The 24,640-nt window shown below is 61.2% G+C and carries 24 protein-coding genes and 1 pseudogene; 9 read left to right on the top strand and 16 right to left on the bottom strand.

Annotated features, from left to right (window positions below):
* Positions 1 to 209 (bottom strand): annotated as a pseudogene (locus HCZ30_RS06880) (adenylyltransferase); the annotation flags it as partial.
* A 290-nt stretch (positions 210 to 499) separates the two neighbouring features.
* A complete protein-coding gene (gene trxB / locus HCZ30_RS06885; protein WP_167637551.1) occupies positions 500 to 1,465 on the bottom strand; it encodes a thioredoxin-disulfide reductase in 966 nt (321 codons plus the stop codon).
* A 192-nt stretch (positions 1,466 to 1,657) separates the two neighbouring features.
* Here trxB and HCZ30_RS06890 point away from each other — a divergent pair, with 192 nt between their 5' ends.
* The gene (locus tag HCZ30_RS06890) at positions 1,658 to 2,158 is read left to right on the top strand and encodes an Lrp/AsnC family transcriptional regulator (RefSeq protein ID WP_167637552.1); all 501 of its coding nucleotides are present in this window, start codon (positions 1,658 to 1,660) and stop codon (positions 2,156 to 2,158) included.
* Positions 2,159 to 2,499: 341 nt separating this feature from the next.
* On the opposite strand, the gene HCZ30_RS06895 is transcribed toward HCZ30_RS06890, so the two are convergent.
* The 4 genes from HCZ30_RS06895 to lgt all read right to left on the bottom strand — a co-directional run bounded on the left by HCZ30_RS06895 (position 2,500) and on the right by lgt (position 5,578).
* The gene (locus tag HCZ30_RS06895; RefSeq protein ID WP_167637553.1) at positions 2,500 to 2,649 is read right to left on the bottom strand and encodes a hypothetical protein; all 150 of its coding nucleotides are present in this window, start codon (positions 2,647 to 2,649) and stop codon (positions 2,500 to 2,502) included.
* A 246-nt stretch (positions 2,650 to 2,895) separates the two neighbouring features.
* Positions 2,896 to 3,651, bottom strand: a complete 756-nt coding sequence (gene pgeF / locus HCZ30_RS06900) for a peptidoglycan editing factor PgeF (RefSeq protein ID WP_167637554.1) — start codon at positions 3,649 to 3,651, stop codon at positions 2,896 to 2,898.
* Positions 3,648 to 4,703 carry a class I SAM-dependent methyltransferase gene (locus HCZ30_RS06905; protein ID WP_167637555.1) on the bottom strand — a complete coding sequence of 352 codons (1,056 nt, stop codon included), beginning with the start codon at positions 4,701 to 4,703 and terminating at the stop codon, positions 3,648 to 3,650. Before HCZ30_RS06905 ends, pgeF begins: the two co-directional genes overlap by 4 nt.
* Complete coding sequence (gene lgt, locus HCZ30_RS06910; protein ID WP_167637845.1) at positions 4,700 to 5,578, bottom strand: prolipoprotein diacylglyceryl transferase; 879 nt, start codon at positions 5,576 to 5,578, stop codon at positions 4,700 to 4,702. Before lgt ends, HCZ30_RS06905 begins: the two co-directional genes overlap by 4 nt.
* A gap of 102 nt (positions 5,579 to 5,680) precedes the next feature.
* Here lgt and HCZ30_RS06915 point away from each other — a divergent pair, with 102 nt between their 5' ends.
* The 3 genes from HCZ30_RS06915 to HCZ30_RS06925 all read left to right on the top strand — a co-directional run bounded on the left by HCZ30_RS06915 (position 5,681) and on the right by HCZ30_RS06925 (position 7,348).
* Positions 5,681 to 5,920 carry an accessory factor UbiK family protein gene (locus tag HCZ30_RS06915; protein ID WP_167637556.1) on the top strand — a complete coding sequence of 80 codons (240 nt, stop codon included), beginning with the start codon at positions 5,681 to 5,683 and terminating at the stop codon, positions 5,918 to 5,920.
* Between the two features lie 161 nt (positions 5,921 to 6,081).
* A complete protein-coding gene (locus HCZ30_RS06920) occupies positions 6,082 to 7,131 on the top strand; it encodes a DUF475 domain-containing protein (protein WP_217703035.1) in 1,050 nt (349 codons plus the stop codon).
* A complete protein-coding gene (locus tag HCZ30_RS06925) occupies positions 7,121 to 7,348 on the top strand; it encodes a sulfurtransferase TusA family protein (RefSeq protein WP_167637558.1) in 228 nt (75 codons plus the stop codon). Before HCZ30_RS06920 ends, HCZ30_RS06925 begins: the two co-directional genes overlap by 11 nt.
* Here the strand turns inward: HCZ30_RS06925 and mobA are convergent.
* Positions 7,345 to 7,887, bottom strand: coding sequence for a molybdenum cofactor guanylyltransferase MobA (gene mobA / locus HCZ30_RS06930; RefSeq protein WP_167637559.1), 543 nt, complete (start codon positions 7,885 to 7,887; stop codon positions 7,345 to 7,347). The genes HCZ30_RS06925 and mobA overlap by 4 nt on opposite strands.
* A 62-nt stretch (positions 7,888 to 7,949) precedes the next feature.
* Between mobA and HCZ30_RS06935 the strand changes: the two genes are divergently transcribed.
* Positions 7,950 to 8,459, top strand: coding sequence for a DUF2478 domain-containing protein (locus HCZ30_RS06935; RefSeq protein WP_167637560.1), 510 nt, complete (start codon positions 7,950 to 7,952; stop codon positions 8,457 to 8,459).
* A gap of 21 nt (positions 8,460 to 8,480) precedes the next feature.
* Here HCZ30_RS06935 and HCZ30_RS06940 read toward each other — a convergent pair whose 3' ends face one another.
* From HCZ30_RS06940 to HCZ30_RS06955, 4 genes are all read right to left on the bottom strand, one after another.
* A complete protein-coding gene (locus tag HCZ30_RS06940) occupies positions 8,481 to 9,290 on the bottom strand; it encodes an ABC transporter permease (protein WP_167637561.1) in 810 nt (269 codons plus the stop codon).
* The gene (locus tag HCZ30_RS06945) at positions 9,287 to 10,351 is read right to left on the bottom strand and encodes an ABC transporter permease subunit (RefSeq protein WP_167637562.1); all 1,065 of its coding nucleotides are present in this window, start codon (positions 10,349 to 10,351) and stop codon (positions 9,287 to 9,289) included. Before HCZ30_RS06945 ends, HCZ30_RS06940 begins: the two co-directional genes overlap by 4 nt.
* A gap of 9 nt (positions 10,352 to 10,360) precedes the next feature.
* Complete coding sequence (locus tag HCZ30_RS06950; RefSeq protein ID WP_167637563.1) at positions 10,361 to 11,500, bottom strand: ABC transporter ATP-binding protein; 1,140 nt, start codon at positions 11,498 to 11,500, stop codon at positions 10,361 to 10,363.
* Between the two features lie 71 nt (positions 11,501 to 11,571).
* The gene (locus HCZ30_RS06955; protein ID WP_167637564.1) at positions 11,572 to 12,654 is read right to left on the bottom strand and encodes a polyamine ABC transporter substrate-binding protein; all 1,083 of its coding nucleotides are present in this window, start codon (positions 12,652 to 12,654) and stop codon (positions 11,572 to 11,574) included.
* A gap of 432 nt (positions 12,655 to 13,086) precedes the next feature.
* Here HCZ30_RS06955 and HCZ30_RS06960 point away from each other — a divergent pair, with 432 nt between their 5' ends.
* The 3 genes from HCZ30_RS06960 to HCZ30_RS06970 are packed head-to-tail and all read left to right on the top strand — an operon-like array spanning position 13,087 to position 16,213.
* On the top strand, positions 13,087 to 14,484 hold the full coding sequence (locus tag HCZ30_RS06960; RefSeq protein ID WP_167637565.1) for an aspartate aminotransferase family protein: 1,398 nt from the start codon (positions 13,087 to 13,089) through the stop codon (positions 14,482 to 14,484).
* Positions 14,484 to 15,779: an NAD(P)/FAD-dependent oxidoreductase gene (locus tag HCZ30_RS06965; RefSeq protein WP_167637566.1), complete on the top strand. Its 1,296-nt coding sequence runs from the start codon at positions 14,484 to 14,486 to the stop codon at positions 15,777 to 15,779. The genes HCZ30_RS06960 and HCZ30_RS06965 overlap by 1 nt, the downstream gene beginning before the upstream one ends.
* Complete coding sequence (locus HCZ30_RS06970) at positions 15,776 to 16,213, top strand: GNAT family N-acetyltransferase (protein ID WP_175580991.1); 438 nt, start codon at positions 15,776 to 15,778, stop codon at positions 16,211 to 16,213. Before HCZ30_RS06965 ends, HCZ30_RS06970 begins: the two co-directional genes overlap by 4 nt.
* Here the strand turns inward: HCZ30_RS06970 and HCZ30_RS06975 are convergent.
* From HCZ30_RS06975 to HCZ30_RS06990, 4 genes are all read right to left on the bottom strand, one after another.
* Positions 16,210 to 16,860, bottom strand: coding sequence for a GntR family transcriptional regulator (locus tag HCZ30_RS06975; RefSeq protein WP_246212661.1), 651 nt, complete (start codon positions 16,858 to 16,860; stop codon positions 16,210 to 16,212). The genes HCZ30_RS06970 and HCZ30_RS06975 overlap by 4 nt on opposite strands.
* Positions 16,861 to 16,929: 69 nt before the next feature.
* Positions 16,930 to 17,493, bottom strand: coding sequence for a hemerythrin domain-containing protein (locus tag HCZ30_RS06980; RefSeq protein ID WP_167637568.1), 564 nt, complete (start codon positions 17,491 to 17,493; stop codon positions 16,930 to 16,932).
* Complete coding sequence (locus HCZ30_RS06985) at positions 17,493 to 21,242, bottom strand: translocation/assembly module TamB domain-containing protein (RefSeq protein ID WP_167637569.1); 3,750 nt, start codon at positions 21,240 to 21,242, stop codon at positions 17,493 to 17,495. The genes HCZ30_RS06980 and HCZ30_RS06985 overlap by 1 nt, the downstream gene beginning before the upstream one ends.
* Positions 21,242 to 23,017: a BamA/TamA family outer membrane protein gene (locus tag HCZ30_RS06990; RefSeq protein WP_167637570.1), complete on the bottom strand. Its 1,776-nt coding sequence runs from the start codon at positions 23,015 to 23,017 to the stop codon at positions 21,242 to 21,244. Before HCZ30_RS06990 ends, HCZ30_RS06985 begins: the two co-directional genes overlap by 1 nt.
* Positions 23,018 to 23,223: 206 nt before the next feature.
* On the opposite strand from HCZ30_RS06990, the gene HCZ30_RS06995 reads away from it, so the two are divergent.
* Positions 23,224 to 23,829 carry a TetR/AcrR family transcriptional regulator gene (locus tag HCZ30_RS06995; protein WP_167637571.1) on the top strand — a complete coding sequence of 202 codons (606 nt, stop codon included), beginning with the start codon at positions 23,224 to 23,226 and terminating at the stop codon, positions 23,827 to 23,829.
* On the opposite strand, the gene truA is transcribed toward HCZ30_RS06995, so the two are convergent.
* Complete coding sequence (truA, locus tag HCZ30_RS07000; protein WP_167637572.1) at positions 23,805 to 24,572, bottom strand: tRNA pseudouridine(38-40) synthase TruA; 768 nt, start codon at positions 24,570 to 24,572, stop codon at positions 23,805 to 23,807. The genes HCZ30_RS06995 and truA overlap by 25 nt on opposite strands.
* Positions 24,573 to 24,640: the final 68 nt, after the last annotated feature.

Genomic DNA, 24,640 nt, shown 5'->3' on the forward strand with positions numbered 1-24,640 from the left:
TCGGCCAGACGCATGTTTTCGACAACACCGTCATAATCGGCTTCGGTCAGGAAGCCCTTCAGCGGGTTGAAACCGCCATTCAGCAGCAGCTCGAGGTCGCAAATCTGACGGGGCGTCAAGTCATGCGACGTCAGCGATGCTGCTTCCAGCTTCAGTTTCTGGGAAGACTCGTGCGAGACATAAAGCTCGGGGATAGGGGCCATATCCATGGACGTACTCTCAATTTGATTTCGGCAATGCCGGACTTGGACGCTGCCTAGACCCGCAAGGGGCAAGTATTCAAGCGTTTCGGCAGGATTGCGGCGAAAAAGGATGCATTCGGGGGAGTCTTGCGGTCGGGCAGACACAAACATGTCGGCTTGCGCGAGTTCTGGACGGTCATCCGCGCAAATGCCGGTTTAGCGGAACAAGCGTTTCGGCAACGCGCCACAGCTGCCTGTGGATAAGAAAAAAGCTCCTGCGTTTGCGGCGCCGGAGCTTCCTGATTGGTTCAGATCGATCAGACCTTGACGATGTCGCCCTCGGGCTGGAGTTCGCCGAGGTAACGCTCTGCATCGAGCGCGGCCATGCAGCCCATGCCGGCCGAGGTGACGGCCTGACGGTAGGTGTGATCGGTCAGGTCGCCAGCAGCGAAGACGCCCGGAATGGCGGTGCGGGTCGAGCCAGCTTCAACTTTGACATAGCCGCCGTTGTGCAGCTCCAGCTGGTCTTTCACCAGTTCGCTGGCAGGGGCGTGGCCGATCGCGATGAAGACGCCTGCGGCTTCGATATCGGTAATCTCGCCGGTCTGGACGTTCTTGGCTTTGACGCCGGTGACGCCCTTCGGTTCGTGATCGCCGACCACTTCGTGAATTTCGTGGTTCCAGAGAACCTCGACCTTCGGGTGGTTGAACAGGCGGTCCTGAAGGATCTTTTCGGCGCGCAGGCTGTCGCGGCGGTGGATCAGCGTGACCTTGGTCGCGAAGTTGGTGAGGTAGAGCGCCTCTTCGACAGCCGTGTTGCCGCCGCCGACAACGACGATTTCCTTGCCGCGATAGAAGAAGCCGTCACAGGTCGCACATGCCGAAACGCCGAAGCCCTTGAAGGCTTCCTCGGTTTCCATGCCGAGCCACTTTGCGCGGGCGCCGGTTGCGAGCACAACGGTATCAGCGGTGTAAACGGTGCCGCTATCGCCCTTGGCAACGAACGGGCGCTGCTGGAGGTCGAGATCGACGATCAGGTCGGTGATGATCTCGGTGCCCATGGCGCGCGCGTGCTCTTCCATGTTCATCATCAGCTGCGGGCCTTGGATTTCTTTCTCGCCCGGCCAGTTCTCGACTTCGGTCGTGGTGGTCAGCTGACCGCCCGGTTCCATACCCTGCACGAGGATCGGGTTGAGCATCGCGCGGCTGGCATAAACGGCGGCAGTGTAGCCGGCAGGGCCGGAGCCGATGATGAGCAGCTTGGTGTGGCGGGTGTCGGACATGTCAGCCTCTTTCCTTTGCGGTTCCTACCCGATATAGACCCGCGGCCTGCGTTCGAAAAGGGCGTGCGGCAAGCAATACATCCTGAAAAACAAATATATACTCTTGCGTAAGGATGTTGCGCAAGTTTGAAATATTGTTGCGCATTGATGCGGTACTGGGTAATCTCTGCGCAATAACCTAAGAGGAATAAAATGCCGGGCAGCAAACTCGACGAAATCGATCGTATGATTCTGGCAGAACTGCAGGCGGACGGTCGCATGACCAACGTCGAGCTGGCCAAACGTGTCGGCATTTCCGCCCCTCCGTGCCTGCGCCGCGTGCGTACGCTGGAAGAGCAGGGCTACATTCGCGGTTATCACGCAGACGTCGACAGCCGCGAGCTGGGCTTTGAAGTCCAGGTCTTCGCGATGGTCGGTCTTTATAAGCAGGCCGAAGCTGATCTGTCCGCGTTCGAAGCGCTCTGCCGTGGTTGGCCGCTGGTCCGTGAATGCCACATGCTGAACGGTGAAGTGGACTTCATCCTCAAGTGCGTCGCGCCCGATCTACGCACGTTCCAGAGCTTCCTGACCAACGATCTTCTGACTGCTGACAACGTCTCGCAGGTCAAAACCTCGCTGGTGATCCGCGGTGCCAAGGACGAGCCGGGTGTGCCGTTCGAAGTGCTCGAAGAACGCCTCGCGCGCGAAGCCTGATTTTTCGGAAGTTTTACAGAAAAGACGACCCCGACGTCGTTGCGCGAGAGGCTTGTGCGCTGCGGGGTCGTCTGTCTGTTGAGTGATCCGACCTCTGGCCGGGAAAGCGGGCGAGCGATACGCCCTGAACTTGAGCCAGCGTGTGCCAGAATGTGGCAGAGGTTGTCAAACTTTTTGCATCATTGTGCTTCAATCGGCGACACACCGTAAGGTCGCACCGATCATTGTTGCCGGAGAACTTTCAATCGCCCTCGCAGTCGCGCTTCCTGTCTCCCGAATCGAAAAATGGCGGCCCATCGGACCGCCAGTACTCTCGAGAACAACAGGGGAGGAGAGTAGTCTTAGGCCGCAGCCTTTGCCTTGACCGGAGCCGAGGCAGCCTTGCGGCGAACAATCAGGTCATCGCGACGGGCGCCGCGTTCCCACGGGAGCGATACTTCTTCAGTTTCAGCAGCAGCAATGATGGTCTTGAGCCAGCGCAGTTTGGTCATGTCCGTTATCCCTTCTGTTCCTTGCCCGTCGGGGCGTTGAAGTCAGTTATCAGGGTTAACAGGGGCAGCACTAAGGCAGGTCTGTGCCGCAATTTTGAAATTTTTAGCGGGCGTGAAATTGATTGGTCGCTTGCCGCTATGCCTTTGTTTTCTTGGAAAATCCGCAAGCGGCGGAAACAATCGCGCACAACCTATTGGGATTGTTTTGCCGTAATTGTGGCGGGTTTCTGGCGGAAGCGTTCTAATTCAGAGGCGGATCGCCGCGATGAGGCGTCCGTAGTCCGCTTCCTTGCGATGGGTCGTGCGGCGGAAGCTGTAGAAACGGTTCACGTCGGAATAGGTGCAATGGCCTGTCCACTCGGCATCGCCAATACCCGCTTCGCGTAGTTTATGGAGGCCGAACAGCGGCAGATTGAACAGGTAGCGATCCCCTTCGCCATTCGCAAAGAACTGCGCGTATTCATCGTCTTCGACAAGAAACGCATCAAGGAATTCGGGGCCGACTTCGTAGACGCGTTGGCTGATGGTCGGGCCGATAATCGCGACGGTGTTCTTGCGATCTGCGCCAATGGCCTCCATGGCCTCAAGCGTGTTTTCAAGCACGCCGGCAAGCGCACCTTTCCACCCAGCATGAGCCGCGCCGACAACGCCCGCGTTGTGGTCGGCGAAAAGCACGGGCTGGCAATCGGCGGTCAGGATCGAGAGCGCGAGGCCGGGAACGTTCGTGACCATCGCATCGGCATCGGGGCGAGGCTCCGACGCATCGGTGATCGTCAGGACATCGGCCGAGTGGATCTGATGCACGCCGACGAGCGCGTTTTCGTCCACGTCCATCGCCTCGGCGACGCGGTTGCGATTCATCGTCACCGCTTCGCGCATGTCGGACGAGCCGTAACCGCAGTTCAGCCCTTCGAAGATGCCAGAGGACGCCCCACCTTTGCGGCCGAAAAAGCCATGCTTCAGCGTGCCAAGCGAACGGTGAGTGATGATGTCCAGAGTCATGCTTCCAAGCCTGCAGGAGGTGTGCCGTTTGCGGGGTAGAGCCCGATTACTTTAAACAGGTCGCCCATTTCTGCGGGGTGGGTCAAGCGGCGATGGGCTGCGATGTGCGATTCCAGTGCGTTACCGCTTAGTCTGGAGGCAAGTGCCCGCGCGCGGTCCGTAATCCCGAGCCGTTCGAGGAAAACGCCCTGCGGCGTCACCCGCGTGAACTTGGCCGGTGCGGAATTCATCGCGATCGCTTCGAAATCGACGTGGCAGGTAAGGTCGGCGCTACCGGGCTCTAAGAGCGGATCGGTGCGTTCGTGGCCTTTTAGAGCCTGCAACGTATCGCCGAGCGACCGCCAATCACCATAGTCGATGAACAACGCCATGCCGCCGTGGGTGTCGATGCGCTCTCCGATCTGCGACGTGATCGCGGGCAGGGCAGAGCAGACCTCGACCAGATCGCCGTCTTGGGTGTCGTCCAGCCGATGCTCCAGCATTTCGAGCGGGGCTGCGGTCGAAAGGCCGAACGTCAGCGCGTCGTTTTCGACGCCGATCACACGCTCGCGCCACGCCTCGCCGTCTCGGACGAATTGACGGACGGGGAGGGCGTCGAAGAACTCGTTCGCAACAACGAACAGCGGCCCCTCAGGCAGGTCCGCAACTAGGTCGTGGAAAGCTTTCACGGGAACCCGCTCGGCCTGCGCCTTGCGCAGCACTGGCGACGCTTCGACCAGATGAACGTCCAGCGCATCGTGAAAGCCGGGCACACCTTTGGTCGCGCGCAAGATGTCCGCCATCAGCGTCCCGCGACCGGGGCCAAGCTCGGCAAGAATGCCTTTGGGCTGTCCCTGATGTATCCAAGCCTGCGCGATGCAAAGGCCAATGACCTCACCGAACATCTGCGAAATCTCGGGCGCAGTGATGAAGTCGCCCCGCTGCCCGAACGGATCGCGGGTCGCGTAATAGCCGTGCTCGGGGTGCAAAAGCGCCTCGCGCATGTAGTCGGCGAGGGTCAGCGGGCCCGTACGAGCGATACGGGCCGTCAGGATGTCCGTCAGCGCCGTCATGCGCGCTTCCGTGCCCAGATGACGAGGCCGACGCCGATGATAATCATGGGAAGCGACAGGAATTGCCCCATCGTCAGGCCGTAGCCGCCGATGTGATAGGCGAGGCCCAGCGGGTTGCCCGGTGTCTGGAACTGCGCGTCGGGTTGGCGGAAGAATTCGACGATGAAACGGGAGATGCCGTAGCCCGCAAAGAATACGCCCGTAATGAGCCACGGGGCCTTTAGCGCGCCGCGGCGAAACGCGAGGTAAAGCAGCACACCGCCGAGGATCAGCCCCTCCATCGCGGCTTCATAAAGCTGCGAGGGGTGGCGGGCGCAGACGGGCAGGAGGCACGATTGCGCCGCTTCTCCGGGGAAAACCACAGCCCACGGCACATCAGTGACGCGGCCCCAAAGCTCTGCATTCACAAAGTTCGCGATACGGCCCAGCAGCAGGCCGAACGGCGTACCGAGCGCCATGCTGTCCGCGACGGAGCCGAGCCGCAGACCCTTGACCCGCGAATAGATCAGCACTGCGAGGATCACGCCGAGGAAACCGCCGTGGAAAGACATGCCGCCCTGCCAGACCATCATGATCTCTGCGGGGTTCGCGAGGTAATAATCCAGCCGATAGAACAGGATATACCCGAAACGGCCGCCCAAGATGACGCCGACGATGATCCACGTCATCAGGTCTTCGAGCGTCCGCTTGTCCATCGGAGGTGTGTCATTGTGCCAGAGCGCGGGCTTCGACAGTGCGCGGCGAACGGTCAGCCAGCCAAGCCCGATACCGACGATATAGGCCAGAGCATACCAGCGCAGGGCAAACTCGTTGCCAAAGAGGTTGATCGAGAAAACCTCGGGCGAAAGATCGGGAAAGGGGATCGCTGCAATCATGACCGAGTGATGATGCGCCGCGCGCAAGGTGTCAACGGCTGACGGGGTTGTCACGCACGCCTTGGCAGCCCATATAAAGCCCGAGCAATGCCGGAGTGACACATGCAGACGCGTAACAAGATCCTTGATGATTTTTCCCAGCTGATGACCAATGCCATGGGCGTGGCCCAGGGTGCCAAGGACGAAGCGAACAACGCTATGAAGTCCATGCTGGACCGCTGGCTGGCCGAGCGTGATTTCGTGACCCGCGAAGAGTTCGACGCCGTTCGCCTGATGGCCCAGAAGGCCCGCGAAGAGAACGAAGCGCTCAAGGCGCGGCTCGACGCACTGGAAAACAAGTAAGACATCGGGGCGCCATCGGGCGCCCTTTTGTTGTCCGCAAAGGGATGGTGCGGATGACACAAGCAGGGATGCAGCGCGTGACGTCGGGATGCCATTGAGCGTGACCGCCCTATAGTCCATCCAAGTCCGGCATTTTACGGACGAATTGATTGGGGATGGCAATGCCAGCGACTACGGCGCACAAATCTGTGCTGCGCTATTTTTATCTTGCTTTTATCGTCACTGCTATCGGTCTGGTGCTGAGCACCTTTGTCGGCTGGAGCATGCACGGCACCGTCAAGGGCCTCTTGAACGTGCTGTTCATCACCGCCGTCCTCTCGGTGCTGGAAATTTCGCTTTCGTTCGACAACGCCATCGTCAACGCCAATAAACTACGGGAAATGACGCCTGTCTGGCAGCATCGCTTCCTGACTTGGGGCATTCTGATCGCCGTCTTCGGGATGCGGATCGTGTTCCCCGTTCTGGTCGTTGCGATTGCTGCCAAGGTGGGGCCGCTACAGGCGGTCAATCTGGCTTTGTCGCATCCGCACGAATACGCCGAGATCATGGAAGGCGCCCGCGTGCCGATCAGCGCGTTCGGCGGCACGTTCCTGTTGATGGTCGCGCTGTCCTACTTCTTTGACCCCGATAAAGAGGTCCACTGGCTCCCCGGTGTCGAGCGTCTGATGTCCAAGGTTGGCGGCGCGAAGTTCCTCGTTGTGACCATCGTTCTGGGCACGATCACCTTTGTCTCCAGTCTGTTCGACCCGCTGATGAGCTCGATGTTCCTGCGCTCCGCGATCTGGGGGCTGCTGACGTTCCTGCTCGTTGAGGTGCTGAGCGATTACCTCGATACCGGCACGAGCGGCGTAGCTGCCTCGGGTGGTCTTGGCGCGTTTCTGTACCTCGAAGTGCTGGACGCTTCGTTCAGCTTTGACGGTGTGATCGGCGCGTTTGCCCTGACACAGAACCTGTTCATCATCGCGATCGGCCTCGGCATTGGCGCGATGTACGTGCGTTCGATGACCGTGATGCTGGTCGAAAAGGGGACGCTGAACGAATACCGCTACCTCGAGAACGGAGCCTTCTGGTCGATCCTCGTGCTTGCGATTATCATGTTCGTGCAAGTCACCCACCATGTTCCCGAAGCTCTCACCGGCCTCATCGGGGGCGTTCTGATCGGAGCCTCGTTCTTTGCATCCGTCCGACACAACCGCATCCATGGAAGCTGATCGCGAAGTCGATGCGATCGGCCTGCTGTGTCCGCTGCCCGTGCTGAAAGCCCGCAAGGTGCTGGAAGCGATGGAAGCGGGGCAGGTACTGCGCCTGTTGGCGTCGGACAAAATGGCGGCAGTGGACCTGCCGCTGTTCTGCCGCGAAGCGGGGCATGAATTTCTGGGCACTACCGACATCGACGGCGGCATGACCTACCTGATCCGCAGGGGCTAGGTTTTCAGATCGTCTTGCGTGTTGAAGTTGCGGAAGACTTCTCCATCGAACCGGACTTCCTGCGCGCCGACCTGCTTTGCCCATCCCATCACACGCCGCTCGCCGCTTTCAAGATACGCACGCAAATGTGGCGCAAGGCTCGTCGGCCAGAGGCCCACCGTGGGATGCGCCCGCCATTCGCCGTCCACCAGCGAGGCTGCATAGGAGGGGGCATTCAGCCGCTCTACCAGATCGGGCGGCAGGCATACCGTATCACCGGCGACGACCAGCACTTCGTTGCCCTCGGCCCATTCCAGTGCCGTCAGAACCCCCGACAACGGCCCGCAATCCGGCAAGCTATCCGTAATCAGCGCTCCATACCGAGCATACCGCGCCGGATCGCCGCCCGCGTTGATCGCGATATCTCCGACCTGACCCGCAAACCCTTCCAGCACATGTTCGATCAGCGGACGCCCGCGCCAGTGCATCAATGGCTTGTCGCCGCCTCCCATACGCGTGGCCTTACCGCCTGCGAGGATGACTGCCGGTGGTTTGTGCATAGCTCGCCTTTCCTTTTCCTGCGCATCCTGCAATCCTGCGCGAACCGTCACAAGAGGAAGCCATGCTCGGCTATATCATCGCGACCAAAACGCAGACCGCCAACACCACTCTGACCGAGGTGTCCCGCCGCTTGCTAGCAGAGGGCGTCACGCTGGTCGGAGCCTGCCAGATCAACGACGATCCGCAGGACGGCTCGCCCTATCATATGGACCTGCACCTCATCCCCGACGGCGATATCATCCGCATTAGCCAGAACCTCGGCCCGCTCTCTTCAGGCTGCCGACTGGATGGCGCGGCGTTGGAACAGGCCGCAGGCAAGGTGCAGTCAAAGTTGGCGGGCGATCCGCAAATGCTGCTCGCAAACAAGTTCGGCAAACAGGAAGCCGAAGGGCGCGGTTTCCGTCCTGTGGTGGGTGAGGCGCTTGCCGCCGGCATCCCTTGTCTGCTGGCCGTGCGCGACGAAACTGTCCCCGCCTTCATCGAGTTCACCGAAGGCATGGGGGAGGAGCTTCCTAACAATGTCGATGCCGTGATGGCGTGGGCCAAACAGACGTTGCTGGAGACAGCATAAAGGGGCCCGAAGGCCCCTTTTTCAATTCGCTTGCTGCTCGTCTGCGATCCGCTTGAGCGTTCGGCGTTTCGACGAGAACGAGAAGATCAGCACACCTACCGTCACAATCGCGATCATGATGGTCGAGAGCGCGTTGATCTGCGGTTTCACACCGCGCCGCACTTCCGAGAAAATCTCGATCGGGAGGGTCGTCGCACCGGGACCGGTGGTGAAGGACGCAATTACGAGGTCATCGAGCGACAGCGTGAACGCAAGCAACCAGCCTGAGATCACGGCAGGCGCGATGTTCGGCAGCGTCACATTGATGAACGTGTCGAATGCCGACGCGCCAAGGTCCGACGCGGCCTCTTCCAGCGACTGATCGAAGGTCAGCAGGCGGGACGAGACAACCACCGATACGTAGCACATCGCGAAGGTCGTATGCGCCAGCACAATAGTCAGCATTCCCATCTGGTTGAACATCGCCTTGAACAGCAACAGCAGCGACAGGCCGAGGATCACGTCCGGCATCACCAGCGGCGCGTAGGTCATGCCCGAGAACAGCGTGCGTCCATAGAACTTGCCGCCGCGCACGAGCACATAGGCCGTGATCGTGCCGAGAACCGTGGATAGCGTTGCCGTGGCGAAGGCCACCCGCAACGTTACCCACGCGGCGTCGAGGAACTTTTCGTCGTGGAACAGCTCGCCGTACCATTTGGTCGAAAAGCCGCCCCAGATCGCCACGTTGCGGCCACCGTTGAACGAGAAGATCACGAGGATGATCATTGGGATGTAGAGGAACGCGAAACCCAGCGTCAGCGACGTGAGGTTGAACCAGCTCATCTTTTTCATTGGTCAGCCTCCGCCTGTTTTTGCTGGTTGCGCTGGAACAGCACAATCGGGACCACGAGGATCAGCAGCAGGATCACCGCCACCGCAGAGGCCACCGGCCAGTCGCGGTTGGAGAAGAACTCTTCATACAGGATCTTGCCGATCATCAGCGTGTCCGAACCGCCAAGCAGCGACGGGATCACGAATTCACCGAGCACAGGAATGAACACGAGGAAACAGCCCGCGATGATACCCGGCATCGAAAGGGGCAGGGTGACGAGCCAGAAGCCTTGTGTGCGGGTGCAGCCAAGGTCTTCGGCCGCTTCGAGCAGCGACACGTCCAGCTTTTCCAGCGTCGCATAGATCGGCAGGATCATGAACGGCAGGTAGGTGTAGACGATACCGACATAGACCGCGAAATTCGTGTTCAGCATGGTCAGCGGGTCGTCAATGATGCCGAGCCATAGCAGGAAGCTGTTCAGGAAGCCCTCGCGGCCTAGAATGCCCATCCACGCGTAGACGCGGATCAGGAACGATGTCCAGAACGGCAGGATGACCAGCATCATCAGGGTCGGGCGCCATTCCTCGGACGCTTTTGCCATGCCGTATGCAATCGGAAAGGCAACAAGCAGCGTGATCGCGGTCGAGATGATCGCGATTTTGGCCGAGGACAGATAGGCGGTGTAATAGAGTGGGTCACTGGCAAGGAATTCGAAATTCTCGAAGTCCAGATCGCCGAAGAACGACTTGAGGCCGGTCCATCCTTCGGACAGTTCGAGCGTCGGCGTGTAGGGCGGGATCGCAATGGCGGGGTCCGACAGCGAGATCTTCACCACGATGATGAAGGGCACGAGGAAGAACACCAGCAGCCACAGGTACGGCACGGCGATCACGGCGAGGCGGCGGTTGATGCGGTAGGCCGTAACGAACACGGCAAAGGCAATCAGCAGGCCGCCGGTAAAGTGGCTGCCATCCGCTTGGTTCAGCCAGATTAATGCGATGCCAGCTACTGCGAGCAGGGCGGCAAGGACCAGATCGGCCTTACTGGCGTATGCCGACTCCAGAGTTTGGGAAAAGCGCATACCGCCCCCTTACTCGGTCAGCACAACGCCGGCGGTGTCGGTCCACGACAGCCAGACATTGTCTTCCCAAGTGAAGTCGCGGCGCGACAGGCGGCGGCTGTTGGTCATCGAGGCTTCGACCTTCTGACCGTTGCCCAACGTGACGAAGTAGCTCGACAGGTGGCCGAGGTAGCCGATGTCGAGGATCGTGCCATGCGCATGGTTCGCGCGGTCGGCCATCGGTTCAGAAGTCACAGCGATTTTTTCGGGGCGGATGGCGTAGGACACGCGCTGGCCGTCAGTGATGTGTTTGTCCGTCTTGGCATGGATCGGCGCGGCACCTTCGGCGTAGTGGATTTCGATCCCGCCATCGACGACCTTCGCGTTGCCTTCGATGATATTCACGTCACCGATGAAGTCCGCAACGTAAACGCTGTTGGGCTCTTCATAGATGCCGGAGGGCGTGTCGACCTGAATGAGCTTGCCGTTGTCCATAACCGCGATGCGGCTGGCGACGGTCATCGCTTCTTCCTGGTCGTGGGTCACGATGACGAAGGTCGTGCCGGTCTTTTCCTGAATGTCCATCAGTTCGAACTGCGTGTCGTTGCGCAGCTTTTTATCAAGCGCGCCAAGCGGTTCGTCGAGCAGCAGGAGCTTGGGTGCCTTGGCGAGCGAGCGGGCGAGGGCGACGCGCTGGCGCTGGCCGCCAGAAATCTGGTGGGGTTTGCGCTTGGCAAACTTCTCAAGCCGCGTGAGACGGAGCATCTCTGCAACGCGGTCCTTGATCTGGTCTTTGGGCATGTCGGAGCGGCGCAGACCGAAAGCGATGTTGTCGAACACGCTCAGGTGCGGGAACAGCGCGTAGCTCTGGAACATCATGTTCACGGGGCGCTTGTTCGGGGGAACTTTCACAATATCCTGTCCGCCAAGAAGGATCTGGCCTTCGCTCGGCATCTCGAAACCTGCGAGCATCCGCATCAGCGTGGTCTTGCCGCAGCCCGACGGGCCGAGGAGGGCAAAGAATTCCTTGGCGTAGATGTCGAGGGTCAGGTTGTCGATCGCGGTGAAATCGCCAAACCGCTTGGTCACGTTCTTGAACTGGATCAGCGGCTTTTCGTTGGGGTCATTCCACGGGGCAAAGACTACCGGCGTTTTGGAAAGTTCGGCCATAATTCCGAAATGCTCCTTGTAAAATAGGACCCCGCGCCCGTGTTTCAGGGCGCGGGGCAACAGGCATCAAATTAGATGCCCGATTTGATCTTGGTCCACAGACGGGTCAGCGTACGCTGCGAGCGCGCATCCCACGGGGTCGTGGTGTAGAGGCTTTCGAGCGTGGCTTCGTCCGGATAGATCGCGGTGTCGCCGATGACGTCTTCGATCAGGTACTCTTGCGAAGCGAGGTTGCCGTTCGCGTAGTAAACGTAGTTCGAAGCCGCAGCCATGTTCTCTGCGTCCATGATGAAGTTCAAGAACGCGTGCGCACCTTCGGGGTTCGGCGCGTCAGCCGGAATGGCCATCATGTCGAACCACATCATCGCGCCTTCGGCCGGAGCGTTGTAGGCGATCTCGACGCCGTTGTCGGCTTCCCAAGCACGGTCACGCGCCTGAAGGATGTCGCCCGACCAACCCAGAGCAACGCAGATTTCGCCGTTGGCGAGCGCGTTGATGTATTCCGAGCTGTTGAACTTCTGGATGTAGGGACGAACAGCCATGATGACTTCTTCGGCCTTCGCCAGCGATTCCTCGTCGTGGCCATCGGGGTCCATGCCTGCGTAGGCGAGCGCTGCCGGAATGACTTCGACCGGAGCGTCGAGCAGCTGGATGCCACACTCGGACAGCTTTTCTGCGTTTGCCGGATCGAAGATCAGCGACAGGCTGTCGAGCGGAGCGTCCTCGCCGAGGATTTCCTGAACCTTGGCGACGTTCACGCCGATACCGGTGGTGCCCCACATGTAGTTGATGGCGTATTCGTTGCCGGGGTCATACTCGGCGGTGCGGTCCTTGATCAGGTCCCACAGGTTTTCAGCATTCGGCAGCTTCGAGTAGTCGAGCGGCTGGAACGCGCCCGCAGCGATCTGGCGCTGAAGGAAGGTGCCGGTCGGAACAACAACGTCATAGCCCGAACCGCCCGAAAGCATCTTGGTTTCCAGAACTTCGTTCGAGTCGAATACGTCGTAGACCAGTTCGTAGCCGGTGTCTGCTTCGAATTTGTCCAGCAGTTCTTCGTCGATGTAGTCGGACCAGTTGTAGACGTGGACTTCTTCGGCAGCGGCGACCGAGCCGAAGGCCATCAGTGCCGCGATCGGCAGCAGCGTCTTTTTCATATTTGATCTCCCATGTTGTACTGTCGGTCACGTTACCGAATTTTGAATTTGATCAAAGTACAGTGCGTCGTGACCGTAGTTATTGGCAGTGCCACTTTGCATCCCGCCACGGTAGCGACGAAAAAACAAGCATTGTTGTAGGTCAGTTTTGCATTATCGACAGCAGATGGCGCGAATTTAAGCGTATTGTTAAGCATGTTTCCGACAAGCGGGTGCCGCGAACGATCTAATTCGGTGCGATTGAAAATCCATCGCCGCGTCCGCTGAAAGGTGCGATCCGGCCCCGCGATTCCCGTGCGGATGCGCTGACCTCCGACAGCAATTTGATCAAAATGCTTGACAGTGGTAGCGCGTAAAATATCCTCGCCACAAAGGACACCGGCCCACTAGCCGCGGACAGTCCGCCCTATTCCGCCCTTTGCAGGAGCAGCTATGAACCTCATCAGCACGCAAACCCCGACCGCCGAACTTCAGGCGCTGGACGCCGCACACCACATGCACCCCTTCACCGACGCCGAAGGGCTGGAGGCCAAGGGCGCGCGGGTCATCACCCGCGCCGAAGGTGTCTGGCTTCAGGACAGCGAAGGGCACCGCATCCTCGACGGTATGGCTGGCCTCTGGTGCATGAACATCGGCTACGGTCGGGACTCGCTGGCCGAAGTCGCTGCGCGCCAGATGAAAGAACTGCCGTACTACAACACCTTCTTCCAGACGACCCACGTACCGGTCATCGCGCTGTCGGCCAAGCTGGCCGAGCTGGCTCCGGGTGATCTGAATAACGTGTTCTTTGCCTCGTCAGGTTCGGAAGCCAACGACACCAACCTGCGCCTCGTGCGCCGCTACTGGCAGTGCAAAGGCCAGCCCGAGCGCCGCATCGTGATCGGCCGCAAGAACGGCTACCACGGCTCGACCATGGCTGGTGCGAGCCTTGGCGGCATGGGCGGTATGCACGTCCACGGCGGCGGCATCATCGACGGTATCGAACACATCAACCAGCCGAACTGGTGGTCCGATGGCGGTGACATGTCGCCCGAAGACTTCGGCCTCGCGCGTGCCAAGGAACTGGAGGACAAGATCCTCGAAGTCGGTCCTGAAAACGTTGCAGCCTTTATCGGTGAGCCGGTGCAGGGCGCTGGCGGCGTGATCGTTGCGCCTGACACCTACTGGCCCGAAATCCAGCGCATTGTCGACAAGTACGGCATCCTGCTGATCGCCGACGAAGTTATCTGCGGCTTTGGCCGTACCGGTGAATGGTTCGGCTCGACTACCGTTGGCATCAAGCCCGACATCATGACCATCGCGAAGGGTCTTTCCTCGGGTTACATCCCGATCGGTGGCTCGATCGTGTCTGACGAGATCGCTCAGACCGTTGGCGCGCAGGGCGATTTCAACCACGGCTACACCTACTCGGGTCACCCCGTCGCGGCGGCTGTTGCGCTGGAAAACCTGCGTATCATGGAAGAGGAAAACCTCGTCAGCTACGTGAAGAACGATATCGGGCCGTACCTTGCCGAGAAGTGGCACAGCCTCGCGGATCACCCGATGGTCGGCGAGACCAAGATCGTCGGCCTGATGGCCAGCCTCGCGCTGACCCCGAACAAGGAAACCCGCGCTTCGTTTGCCAGCGACGAAGGCACCATCGGCTTCATGACCCGCGAGCGTTGCTTTGCCAACGACCTGATCATGCGCCACGTCGGTGACCGCATGATCATCGCTCCGCCGCTTGTCATCACTCGCGAAGAGGTCGACGAACTGATCGTTCGCGCCCGCAAGTCGCTGGATGAAGCCTACGAGCAGGTGAAAGAGCAGGGCCTCTTCGTGGCGAAGTGATGGATTTCCTGACAGCAAACGACAAGCTCGGCGAATATCCGTCGAGCTGGTACGCCGCCACGGCAAAGCCTCTGCCCCCTCAGCCCGCGCTGCGGGGGCATGTGCATTGCGAAGTCTGCGTAGTGGGCGGCGGCTTCACGGGTCTCTCGACCGCGCTGCATCTGGCTGAACGCGGCTACAAGGTGGCCTTGGTCGAAGCGCAGCGTGTGGGCTTCGGTGCTTCGGGCCGCAACGGCGGTCAGGTGGCACAGGACCAGCGGCTTGATCAGGAAGAGCTGGAAAAGATGATGGGCAAGGACATTGCCCGCCAGCTCTGGGCCTTGGGGCAGGAGAGCGCGCAGCTTGTCCGCGACCTCGATGCGAAATGGGACTGCGGTGCCGGCTGGGTACCGGGGATCATCCACGCGGACCACAAGGAGCGGTTCGTCGGGCATTCCCACGCCTATGCCGAGAAGCTGAACCGCGAATACGATTACGATCTGATCCGTCCGCTGGACCGAGAGGAAATCCGCGAACTGGTGGCGTCCGACGCCTACCACGGCGGCACGCTCGACATGGGCGGCGGTCACATCCATCCGCTCCGCTTTGCGCTGGGCCTTGCGCGCGCTTGCCAGCAGGGCGGCGTGACGATCTACGAACAGACGCGTGTGGTCGACATCGTGGACGACAGCCCTGCGCAGGTCATCTGTGAGCACGGCACCGTCGAAGCAGACTATGTCGTCATGGGGTGCAACGGCTATCTGGGCAAGATGAACGGCCACGTTGCGGCCCGCGTCATGCCGATCAACAACTTCATCGTCGCGACTGAGCCGCTGGACGATCCCGATGCGGTGCTCAGAAACAACCACGCTGTTGCAGACAGCAAGTTCGTCATCAACTATTTCCGCCTGTCCGAGGACAACCGGATGCTGTTCGGCGGGGCCGAGAGCTACGGCTACAAATTCCCGTCCGACATCGCGGCGCTCGTTCGCAAACCGATGGCCGAGATTTTCCCGCAGCTTGCCAATGCCCGCATCGACTACGCTTGGGGCGGCACGCTCGGTATCACGATGAACCGCATGCCGCATTTCGAACGGCTCTCGGGCAATGTGCTCAGCCTGTCGGGGTATTCGGGCCACGGTGTCGCGATGGCAACCTTGGCTGGCAAACTCGCTGCCGAAGCCATCGCGGGGCAGGCTGAACGGTTCGACCTCATGGCTTCTGTTCCGACGCCGCGTTTCCCGGGTGGCGCCGCGCTGCGCTGGCCGCTGCTCGTGCTTGCGATGGTGTGGTTCAGTATGCGGGACAAGCTTTGATCCGTCCCGCCGTATCGTCGGACGTCGCCGCGATCACCGCCATCGCGTCGGCATCTTTCGCGCACTACGTTTCCCGCATCGGGCAGCCGCCCGCGCCGATGATTGCTGACTATGCTGCGTTGGTGAACGCGTGCAGCGCCTATGTGTTCGAGGATGAAGCGATCCTCGGCTACCTCGTTCTGGAGCCGTTGCAAGACGCCATGCTGCTCGACATCGTAGCTGTCTTCCCCGATGCGCAGGGGCGCGGGGTGGGGAAGGCGTTGATGGTCTCTGCCGAAAAGCAAACGCGCGCGGCGGGATTGAGCACGATCCGCCTCTACACCAACGCGCTGATGCACGAGAATGTCGGCCTCTATGCCAAGATCGGATATGCCGAAACGGGCCGGAAGACCGAAAACGGTTTCGACCGCATCTACATGGAAAAGCGGCTTTAGCTCATCGACGAGCGAATCTGATCAAAGCCCTGCGCGATGTCCGCATAAATCGCAGCGCCGACACCCGTCGCGTCCTTGCGGCGGAGCGCTGCAATCGCGTCCGCGTGTTTATCGTCCAGCGTTGCCGTCCCGAACCGTCCGCCCATCACCCGCAGGCTCGGCCCCATGCGCAGCCAGAGCGTATCGGCCAGCGCGACCGTGGTGCGCGCTTCGGATGCGGCGTAGAGCGTCGCGTGGAAACGGTAGTTCTGGATCAGGTAACTGCGCACGTCACCGCGGTCGATGGCGCGGTTGACCTCTTGGTCGACGGCTTCGAGTTCCAGAATAGCCTCCGGCTTGATCTTTTCCGCAGCCCAGATAGCCAGTTGCGGCTCTAGCGCGAGGCGCGCGAACGCAAGTTCTTCGACATCGTCGGCGCGCAAGACAGGCACGCAAACGCGGCGGTTGCCGAGGAATTCAAGCGCGTTTTCAGCAGTCAACCGGCGGATCGCTTCACGCACCGGCGTCATGCCCGCGTCAAGTTCCTGCACCAGACCTTGGATCGTCACCGCTTGTCCCGGTTCCAGTTCGCCGCACAGGATCATCTCGCGCAGGCGGCGATAGACCAATTCGTGAGCGGGGACCTTCGGGCTTTGGGCGTCGTCCAAACTGCGATCCTTTCGGAGGTGTTTCACGCGATAGTGGCGCACCCGAACGAAATGATCAAATTCGTTTTGTCAGGCGAGGGAGCCTTCACCGAATTTCAGGATAACAGGGACGATCAGGTCCTCTTCGTCGTCGAGGTGCCGCTGGATCAAACGGTCGAGGCGGCCAAGATCGGAGTGGAACGTTCCGGCCGCATTGCGCAGCACAATCGGGTCATCCAGCTTTTGCAGCGTATTGTTGGCGGAGTCGACAAAACCCGCCAGCAGACCGTCGAGCGATTTGTGGTCGCCGTCCAGCAGCTCGAACCCGTGCTCCAACCGCTCGTCCATCTGCGACAGGCGGGGGAAGTAGTGCATGTCCTCGATCTGGTGGTGCCCATGCAGGTTGTTCACGAACATCGAGCCATAGCGCGAAATCCGGCCCGCGAATGTCTGCGCAGACCCGCCATCAAGCAGGCTCTCTGTCTCGCCATTCATAGCCGTGAGCAGACGGCGGAACTCCATATGCTTGGACAGCCAGAATTCGACGAGGCCGCGAAAGTTCGGGTCCTGCTCCCACGCTTCACGCGGAAAATCGGCTAGCAGAACGCGAAGCGCCTCCGGCAGGCCGTCTCTGTTTTCGAGCGAAAGGTCCATTAGTAGTCCCGTTCATAGTAAATACCGATCGAGGTCTCGCCGTCCGATCCGAAGGAGCCCTTGGCCGTGATGTCGTTGGTGACATCGAGGTTCAGGTTGATTTCGGAGGTGCCGTCGGCGCTGACCGTGACGTCGGTATAAACATTCTCGCTCAGGTATTTACCAGCCCGAACGGCAGCGTTGCCCGCGTCGTCGGTGGTGATATCGAGGTCATCGAGACCCGCGTTGATGCGGAAATCGTTGATGAAGCCGCCGTCGCCGCGACCGGCGAGCGTGCCGACAGCAGCGGCAAGCTGGACAGCTTGCAGCGGACTGATGGACGACAGGTCACGCCCGAAGATGAGCTGCGAGAGCACTTCGTCCTGCGGCAGTTCGGGCGAGCTTTCGAAGGTGACCGAAGGATCGCTGACAGGGCCAGCAATGATGATGCTCACATCGGTGCCCGTTTCCGCCTCGGTCTGTGCAACCAGTCGGATGTAGGGGTCGAAATCGCCTTGCAGCGTGATGATGCCCTCGGACAGATCGAACCGCTGCTGGAGGATATCGAGGCGACCACGGATCAGGCTGAACTGGCCCGACGGGATGACCTGATTGGTCGTGCCGCTGATCTGGACGCTCCCGCCAAGCTCGGCATCGAGGCCGCGACCACGGATAAATACGCGCGACGGCGCATTGATCGTCAGGTTCAGCGGATAGGCCACGCTGGTGCCGCCGCTCGTAGTGCCGCTGCTGGATGCATTGGCAGCGCCGGCGCGGCTGAGCGTGGCGCTCACATCGGCGGGGGTGTTCAGGTGGATCACCTCCGGCAGGGAGCCGAGGCTACCCACAGTGGAGGAGGGGACGCGCACTTCGGTCCGGCCAAGATTAACGACACCACCGATAACAGCGCCGCCCGTGAGGCCGCCGTTCAGGGTGACTTGGCCCGACGCGGTGGTCTCGTAAAGCAGCGGGTCACGCAGGACGATCTCTTGAAGACCGATGTTGAGGTTGGCGGGGTAGTTGCCCGACAGACCGACACGGCCGCCCACACTGATCTGCCCGCCCTGACCGGACTGGCCGGTCAGCGTGATATCAGCCGAGCCGCCGCCGAGCGTGACGCGGGCGTCGATGCTGTTGATCGACTGCCCCAGCGTCGGTGCAGAGATCGCAGCACCCGTCGTGGTGATCGTGCCGCTGACCGAATTCAGCGCGGCAGGGCCGTTGATGCGCAGGTTGAAGTTCGCAAGACCGCTCAGACGGCGCGGTTCAAGCAGGCCATTGATAAGGCCAAGCGGGGCGCTGCCGTCAACATTGAGGTTCAGGTTGCCGCTTGTCGAAGCCGTTCCCGCGATGTCGGCTTGCGTGCCGCCGGGGCCGGTCGCCGAAACGTCGATGGTCCAGTTGTCGCCTTGCTGGCGGGCGGAGCCGTTCGCCGTGAGCGGGCCACGGAATTCGGGCGTGAACATGCCGATGTCCGCCAGACGAAGCTGGAAGTCAGCCGCAGACTGGCCGTCGGTGTTGTCCAGATCGCCGGTCAGCGAGATGTTCGGGAAGCTCAGATCAAGGCCGCGCACGCCGAACTGGTTGCCTTCGCGGGTGATCTGGCCAGACATGCGGCCTGTGCCGACGAGCAGCTGGTCGACCTGCGCATTGCCGATGCCGAGGCCATTGGCGGTCGACGTCAGATCAATCACGAATTCGGACGCATCGCGGGTCGCCTGACCGTCGATGCGGGCGTCCAGCGCGCCACTCAGCGACTGGCCGGTGAGGCCCGCGAACTGGCTGAGGTCGGTGAGGTGCAGGTCGCCTTTGACCGTGCCGAGGCCCTCTTGGGGCAGGGACAGGGTGACGGTGATCAGATCCTCAGCACGCGCAATCGATGCGTCACCGCTCACACGCCCTTCGGCGTCGAGGCTACCGCGCGCGTTGATCGCAAGCCGGTCGCTCGCACCTGGGAAGACGTTTTCGGCGTCCGTCTCGACATCGACAGCCGCCGTCAGGATCGCGTCGGTGTAGCTCAGATCGCCCGTCAGCAGCGTTTCGGGCGTTTCGATGCGCAGGCCCTCGACGCGGGTGCCTTCTTCGTCGCGGATCAGGCGCACGTTGACCGTGCCGTCACCCGCGATCAGGTTGTCCACTTGTTCGATCCCGACGGTGAGGTCGGTGGTCGCGGCATCCACGGTGATGTCGGCAGCGCTCGACAGAATGTCGATGGTGCCTGCGACCTTCATATCCGCAGAACCGCCGAGGCCCGGCAGGTTGGCGAGCGTTGCGAAACGCCCCAGACCTTGGACCGAAAGGGTCAGATCGGGGGTCACGCGGACTTCGTTTTCGAGCGTTTCGATCGTCGCGGTCAGGTCGCCGTCGACGCCCGAACCGTTCAGAGTGAACTTGCGCACGTTGATAGGCTGGCCTTCGGCATAGTCGATGCCAAGCTCACCGCTCAGGCGGGTACCGAGCGCTTGCGCGGTACCGACATCGTCGAGTTCGATGCCATTGGCGGCGTAGTTCAGATCGACCGTCACGGAGCCGTCTTCACGGCTGATCGTACCGCCGCCGGAAAGCTCCAGTTCGGGCAGCGCCAATCCGGGGCGGCGGAAGCCGTTGGCGCGGATGTTGGCCGTCCACGCTTCGCCCGCGTTCTGGTCGAAGCTGATGTCAAGGATCGCGTTGTCGACCTCGGTCTGCGGACCGGAGATCGGCAGGATGACGGGGGTGCCGTCGGGGCTTTGCATCGTGCCGCTCAGACGGAAGCGTTCGGGCCAGCCGTCAGCACCGATTGCAAGGTCGCCGGTCAGGTCGAGCGATTGCGCATCAAGGTTCAGGTCGGACAGGATCACGCGGCCATCGGGGTCTTTGCGGCCCTCCGCGATCAGTTCGATGTTCTCGCCAAAGAAATCGCGATATTGCGGCATGAACAGCGCGGTCACGTCACCGCCGACATCCAGACGGAAGGTCTGCGTTGCGGCCTCGGTGCTGCCTTCGGCGGGTTGTTCGGTTGCCAGAACAACGTCACCAGACAGGCGTTCGACGCCGTCGGTGGCGATAGTCAGGTTCGCGGCGTAATCCGAAATCGGGCCGGAGCCTTGCAGTTCAAGCAGGACCGCTGGCTCACCGGGCAGGCCGATGGTCGTTGCGGCCAGACCTTCGGGGCCTTCTTCGAGGCGCATGGTCAGATCAAGTTCGCGGGTCGTGTTGGAATACGCGGCGTCGATCAGGAATTCGCCCTGTTTATCATCGGTCCGGCTTGCCGCGAAATTGGCGGAACCTTCACCGCCCGCAAGGCTGGCTTGACCCGAGATATTCATCTGCACGGCTTCGCCCAGCAGCGTCTCGCCGAGGTCCAGTTCGCCAATTTCGAACTGGTCGACTTTGATCGAAACGGGGAGTTCCGGTAGCGCAAAGGGCTGCGCGGTCGGCTCTGGCGGAGCGGCTTCGGTCTGAGGGGCGCGAATGACTTCGATCCGTCCTGCGGTCAGTTCGGAAATGTCGATCTCGCCGCCCAAGAGGGCGGAGCGGTCCCAGTCCAGAACCAGATCCTGCGCGTCGAGCCAGATGCCTTCGTCATCGCCGATGGTGAGGCGGTCGATGGTCGCGCGGGAGCTTAGCGCCCCTTCGAAGCCGTAAATCTGGACCGAACGGCCCGCGCTCGAAAGCTGATCCTGAATGAAACCTGCGATCAGGCCGCGGTCGGCGGTTTGTTGTTCTTCGTCCTGCGCCCATGCGGTGACGGGCAAGCAGGCGACTGCTGTGATAAGTATTTTACGCATTAGAATGCCTGCCCGATACCAATATAGACGTCCACGTTTTTGCCTGCGTTCTCGCCCGAGGCGGAGGTCGCAACGTCGAGCCTGATCGGGCCGATGCCGGTGTTGTAACGAAGGCCGAGCCCCGCACCCGCGTGGTCGTCGCCGTCCTGAAGCGGGATTTCACTGCCGCCGACGTAGCCGTAGTCGTAGAAGCCCACGACGCCGATGCTGTCGGTCACGTCGAAACGCGCTTCGAGCGAGGCAACCGCTAGGCTGAGACCGCCAGAGTAGACTCCAGGGGAGTATTCGTAGCCGAGCGACTGGTAGCTCTGGCCGCGCACGGTGCCGCCGCCGCCCGAGTAGAACAGGAAGTCGGCAGGGGCCTGATCGGCATCGACGCCAAGAACGCTGCCAACCTGTCCACGCGCGGCGAGAGTAAAGCGGTCACCTTCGCCGAAGCTGCGATAGACGCGGCCATCGAAATAGACGCGGCCGCCGGTGCCGGCGTTATCGATACCGATGAAGGGCGTCAGTTCGAGGTTGCCGTACCAGCCGTCCTTGGGGTTCAGCGCGTTGTCGCGGTAATCGACCTCTCCGGTGAGCGGGATCGTTGCTAGCACGTACTCACGGTAGCCGAAGTCATCGTCCGTTTTCGCGGCAATGAAACCGAGACCGCCTGTGATCGTGGTGTAGTCGCCGATCTGACGGTCCACGGTGATAGAGCCGGTCAGCTGATCGAGGAAATAGGTCGGCTCGTCCTTGCGTTCGAGGCCGAGTTTCACCGTCGCGGTGGTATCGATGGCGAACGGGCGGGGATATTTGAACAGCAGGTTCAGCGCATAATCGACGCCGCCGGTATCACCCGCGATGCCCGAAATCTCGCCGTCGAGGCGCAGGCTCTCCGCGCCGCCGAACACATTGCGGTTCAGCCAGTAGGCGGTCAACGACAGTCCATCGGTCGAGGATACCTCCGCACCCGCGCCCACGCGGTAGCGGGGCATCTCGGCGACTTCCATTGTGATCGGTAGGGTGTTGTTCGGGCCGATGGTGTCGCTTTCAACCATGGCCACAGACGAAAACGCACCGGTTTTGCGGAGACGCTCGGCAACTTGGTCCAGCTTTTCAGGCGAATAGATTGCGCCGGTCGGCATTCCGGCGATACGCAGGATTTTCTGCGTCTGGACCATTTCGTTGCCTTCGACCGCCAACGGGCCAAAGGTCAGTTGCGGGCCGGAGCCGATAACGACGACGGCGTCGAGTTCGTTGTCCTGATGGCGGGCGGTGATGCGCTGGCTGTCGACTTCGGCCTTGGCGTAGCCTTCTTCGCGCCACGCGTTGATTCCGGTGCTGACAGCAGAACGGATCGCATCGACGCGGGCGACCTCGCCGCTGCGGAATTCTTCGGGCAGCTCGGTGTCTTGGGGGACGGGCGCGACTTCTGCGCGGCCAAAGTCGAAACGCGGGCCTGCGGTAACGGTCATGATGACGTCGCTGATGTCGGAGGGGCCACCGAGCGGCGCAATCGTTGACGCCTCACGGCCATCGATCTGAATGGAAATCGTCGGGCCGTAGTAGCCTTCGGAATAAAGTCCGGTCAGCAGACGTTCGTAGTCCGCACGGGCCGCAGCGACGACGTCCTGCGTGGTCGCACCGCCTTCGTCCAGAATGCTTTTCACGAGCGAAGCGCTATCAAGTGTTTGTTGAAGATCGTCCTCGTCGACACGGATTTCGAGGTTTTGCGCAACACCCGCGGTGCCCACGCCGACTGCAAGCAGCCCGACTACCAGTTTCTTCACAATGCCCCCGTCACCAATTCATGCGTCGTAGAAATAAAATTCGAGTCACCATAGCGTATGGCCTATCCGGATGACATGGCCACTACATACCACGCGGGTTCCCGCCTATCCCATCACATGTAGCTGATCCGCGAGCGGGCAGCTTCAAGACAGAGCGCATTGATACGGACAGCGGGGATTGGTATCCAATGCGTCCGGAGGCCGATATGACCCAATCCCCCCGCCGAAAATCCATCGGCTCCCAGCGAAATCCTGAAACAATCGCGGCGGTGCGTGCAGCGGCCGAGGCGGTCCTCGAACAGAAGGGACTGGCGGGTTTCACCATCGAGGCCGTCGCCAAAGAGGCGCGGGCCGGCAAGCCGACGATCTATCGCGGATGGGGCGGACGGGCAGGGTTGCTGCTCGACATCTACCAGTCGCGGAAACCTGCGGACCTGCACCCAGATACGGGTTCGGTTCGGTCGGATATCGCGGCGTTCCTCGTCAATCTGATGGACAGCTGGGAAGGCACCAGCGCGGGGCCGATCTTCCGCTCTATCGTGGTCGAGGCACAGCAGACGGCAGCTTCCCGCAACGCGCTCGACGGCTATTTCGTCGAGGTGATCGCAGAGACCGAGGCGATGTTATCGCGTGGCGCGGCGAGCGGCGAAATTTGCAAGGACGCCAACCTCCCGCAAGCGGCAGAGATGCTGCTGTCGATCACCGTGCAGCGTTTGCTGTCAGGGCGGAGCCTCGGGGTCAAGGACGCGGGTCTGATGGCCGACATGATCCTCAGCGGCATCGCGCCTCAGACGAACGGATCGTCTTCGTAGCCCACGCCCGCAAGGTAGAGCCCCTCAGGCGGGCAAACGGGGCCGCAAGCCGAACGCTCTTTGGCTTCGAGCGCTTCGGTCACGTCGTCGGGCGTCCAGCTGCCTGCGCCGACGCGCTCCAATGTGCCAACGAAAGACCGCACCTGATTGTGCAGGAACGACCGCGCACGGACGTGGAAACGGAATTCCTGCGCGTCGGGGCGTTCGATCTCCTGGACCCGCAGTTCATCCAGCGTCCGCACAGGGCTGTCGGCCTGACATATCGACGAGCGGAACGTGGTGAAGTCGTGCCGACCGAGCAGCCTGTTCGCACCTTCCTGCATCGCACCGCCGTCGAGCGGGTTTTTCACCTGCCAGACAAGACCGCCCTCATGGACCAGCGGCGCGCGACGAACCACCAGACGGAACAGGTAGCGCCGTTCGTTGGCCGAGAACCGTGCGTGCCAGTCATCTGCCACTCGGGCGGCTCTGACGATGGCAACGGGCTGCGGTTTGAGGTGGTAGTTCAACGCTTCCGACAGGCGGAAGGGGTCCCATTCACGCTCCATATCGCAATGCGCAACCTGATGCGTGGCGTGAACGCCCGCGTCAGTACGGCCAGCGGCGGCGATGGTGTGGGCGCGAGGCTCCAGTTTCGCCAGCGCAGCCTCGATCGCGCCCTGAACGGAGGGCTGGTCGGCCTGCCTCTGCCATCCGGCAAAGGGCGCACCATGATATTCGACCTGAAGAGCATAACGGGGCATGTCAGCCCGATAAGCCGATGCGGCACGGATTTCAATGCCGCGCGCACCCTACAAATGGCAGGTGTTCC

This window comes from Marivivens donghaensis, assembly GCF_011806565.1.
In the GTDB taxonomy this organism is placed as follows: domain Bacteria; phylum Pseudomonadota; class Alphaproteobacteria; order Rhodobacterales; family Rhodobacteraceae; genus Marivivens; species Marivivens donghaensis_A.

Coding starts and splice junctions, on each gene's coding strand:
- trxB (WP_167637551.1), bottom strand. CDS start 1,465: ATGTCCGACACCCGCCACACCAAGCTGCTCATCATCGGCTCCGGCCCT.
- HCZ30_RS06890 (WP_167637552.1), top strand. CDS start 1,658: ATGCCGGGCAGCAAACTCGACGAAATCGATCGTATGATTCTGGCAGAA.
- HCZ30_RS06895 (WP_167637553.1), bottom strand. CDS start 2,649: ATGACCAAACTGCGCTGGCTCAAGACCATCATTGCTGCTGCTGAAACT.
- pgeF (WP_167637554.1), bottom strand. CDS start 3,651: ATGACTCTGGACATCATCACTCACCGTTCGCTTGGCACGCTGAAGCAT.
- HCZ30_RS06905 (WP_167637555.1), bottom strand. CDS start 4,703: ATGACGGCGCTGACGGACATCCTGACGGCCCGTATCGCTCGTACGGGC.
- lgt (WP_167637845.1), bottom strand. CDS start 5,578: ATGATTGCAGCGATCCCCTTTCCCGATCTTTCGCCCGAGGTTTTCTCG.
- HCZ30_RS06915 (WP_167637556.1), top strand. CDS start 5,681: ATGCAGACGCGTAACAAGATCCTTGATGATTTTTCCCAGCTGATGACC.
- HCZ30_RS06920 (WP_217703035.1), top strand. CDS start 6,082: ATGCCAGCGACTACGGCGCACAAATCTGTGCTGCGCTATTTTTATCTT.
- HCZ30_RS06925 (WP_167637558.1), top strand. CDS start 7,121: ATGGAAGCTGATCGCGAAGTCGATGCGATCGGCCTGCTGTGTCCGCTG.
- mobA (WP_167637559.1), bottom strand. CDS start 7,887: ATGCACAAACCACCGGCAGTCATCCTCGCAGGCGGTAAGGCCACGCGT.
- HCZ30_RS06935 (WP_167637560.1), top strand. CDS start 7,950: ATGCTCGGCTATATCATCGCGACCAAAACGCAGACCGCCAACACCACT.
- HCZ30_RS06940 (WP_167637561.1), bottom strand. CDS start 9,290: ATGAAAAAGATGAGCTGGTTCAACCTCACGTCGCTGACGCTGGGTTTC.
- HCZ30_RS06945 (WP_167637562.1), bottom strand. CDS start 10,351: ATGCGCTTTTCCCAAACTCTGGAGTCGGCATACGCCAGTAAGGCCGAT.
- HCZ30_RS06950 (WP_167637563.1), bottom strand. CDS start 11,500: ATGGCCGAACTTTCCAAAACGCCGGTAGTCTTTGCCCCGTGGAATGAC.
- HCZ30_RS06955 (WP_167637564.1), bottom strand. CDS start 12,654: ATGAAAAAGACGCTGCTGCCGATCGCGGCACTGATGGCCTTCGGCTCG.
- HCZ30_RS06960 (WP_167637565.1), top strand. CDS start 13,087: ATGAACCTCATCAGCACGCAAACCCCGACCGCCGAACTTCAGGCGCTG.
- HCZ30_RS06965 (WP_167637566.1), top strand. CDS start 14,484: ATGGATTTCCTGACAGCAAACGACAAGCTCGGCGAATATCCGTCGAGC.
- HCZ30_RS06980 (WP_167637568.1), bottom strand. CDS start 17,493: ATGGACCTTTCGCTCGAAAACAGAGACGGCCTGCCGGAGGCGCTTCGC.
- HCZ30_RS06985 (WP_167637569.1), bottom strand. CDS start 21,242: ATGCGTAAAATACTTATCACAGCAGTCGCCTGCTTGCCCGTCACCGCA.
- HCZ30_RS06995 (WP_167637571.1), top strand. CDS start 23,224: ATGACCCAATCCCCCCGCCGAAAATCCATCGGCTCCCAGCGAAATCCT.
- truA (WP_167637572.1), bottom strand. CDS start 24,572: ATGCCCCGTTATGCTCTTCAGGTCGAATATCATGGTGCGCCCTTTGCC.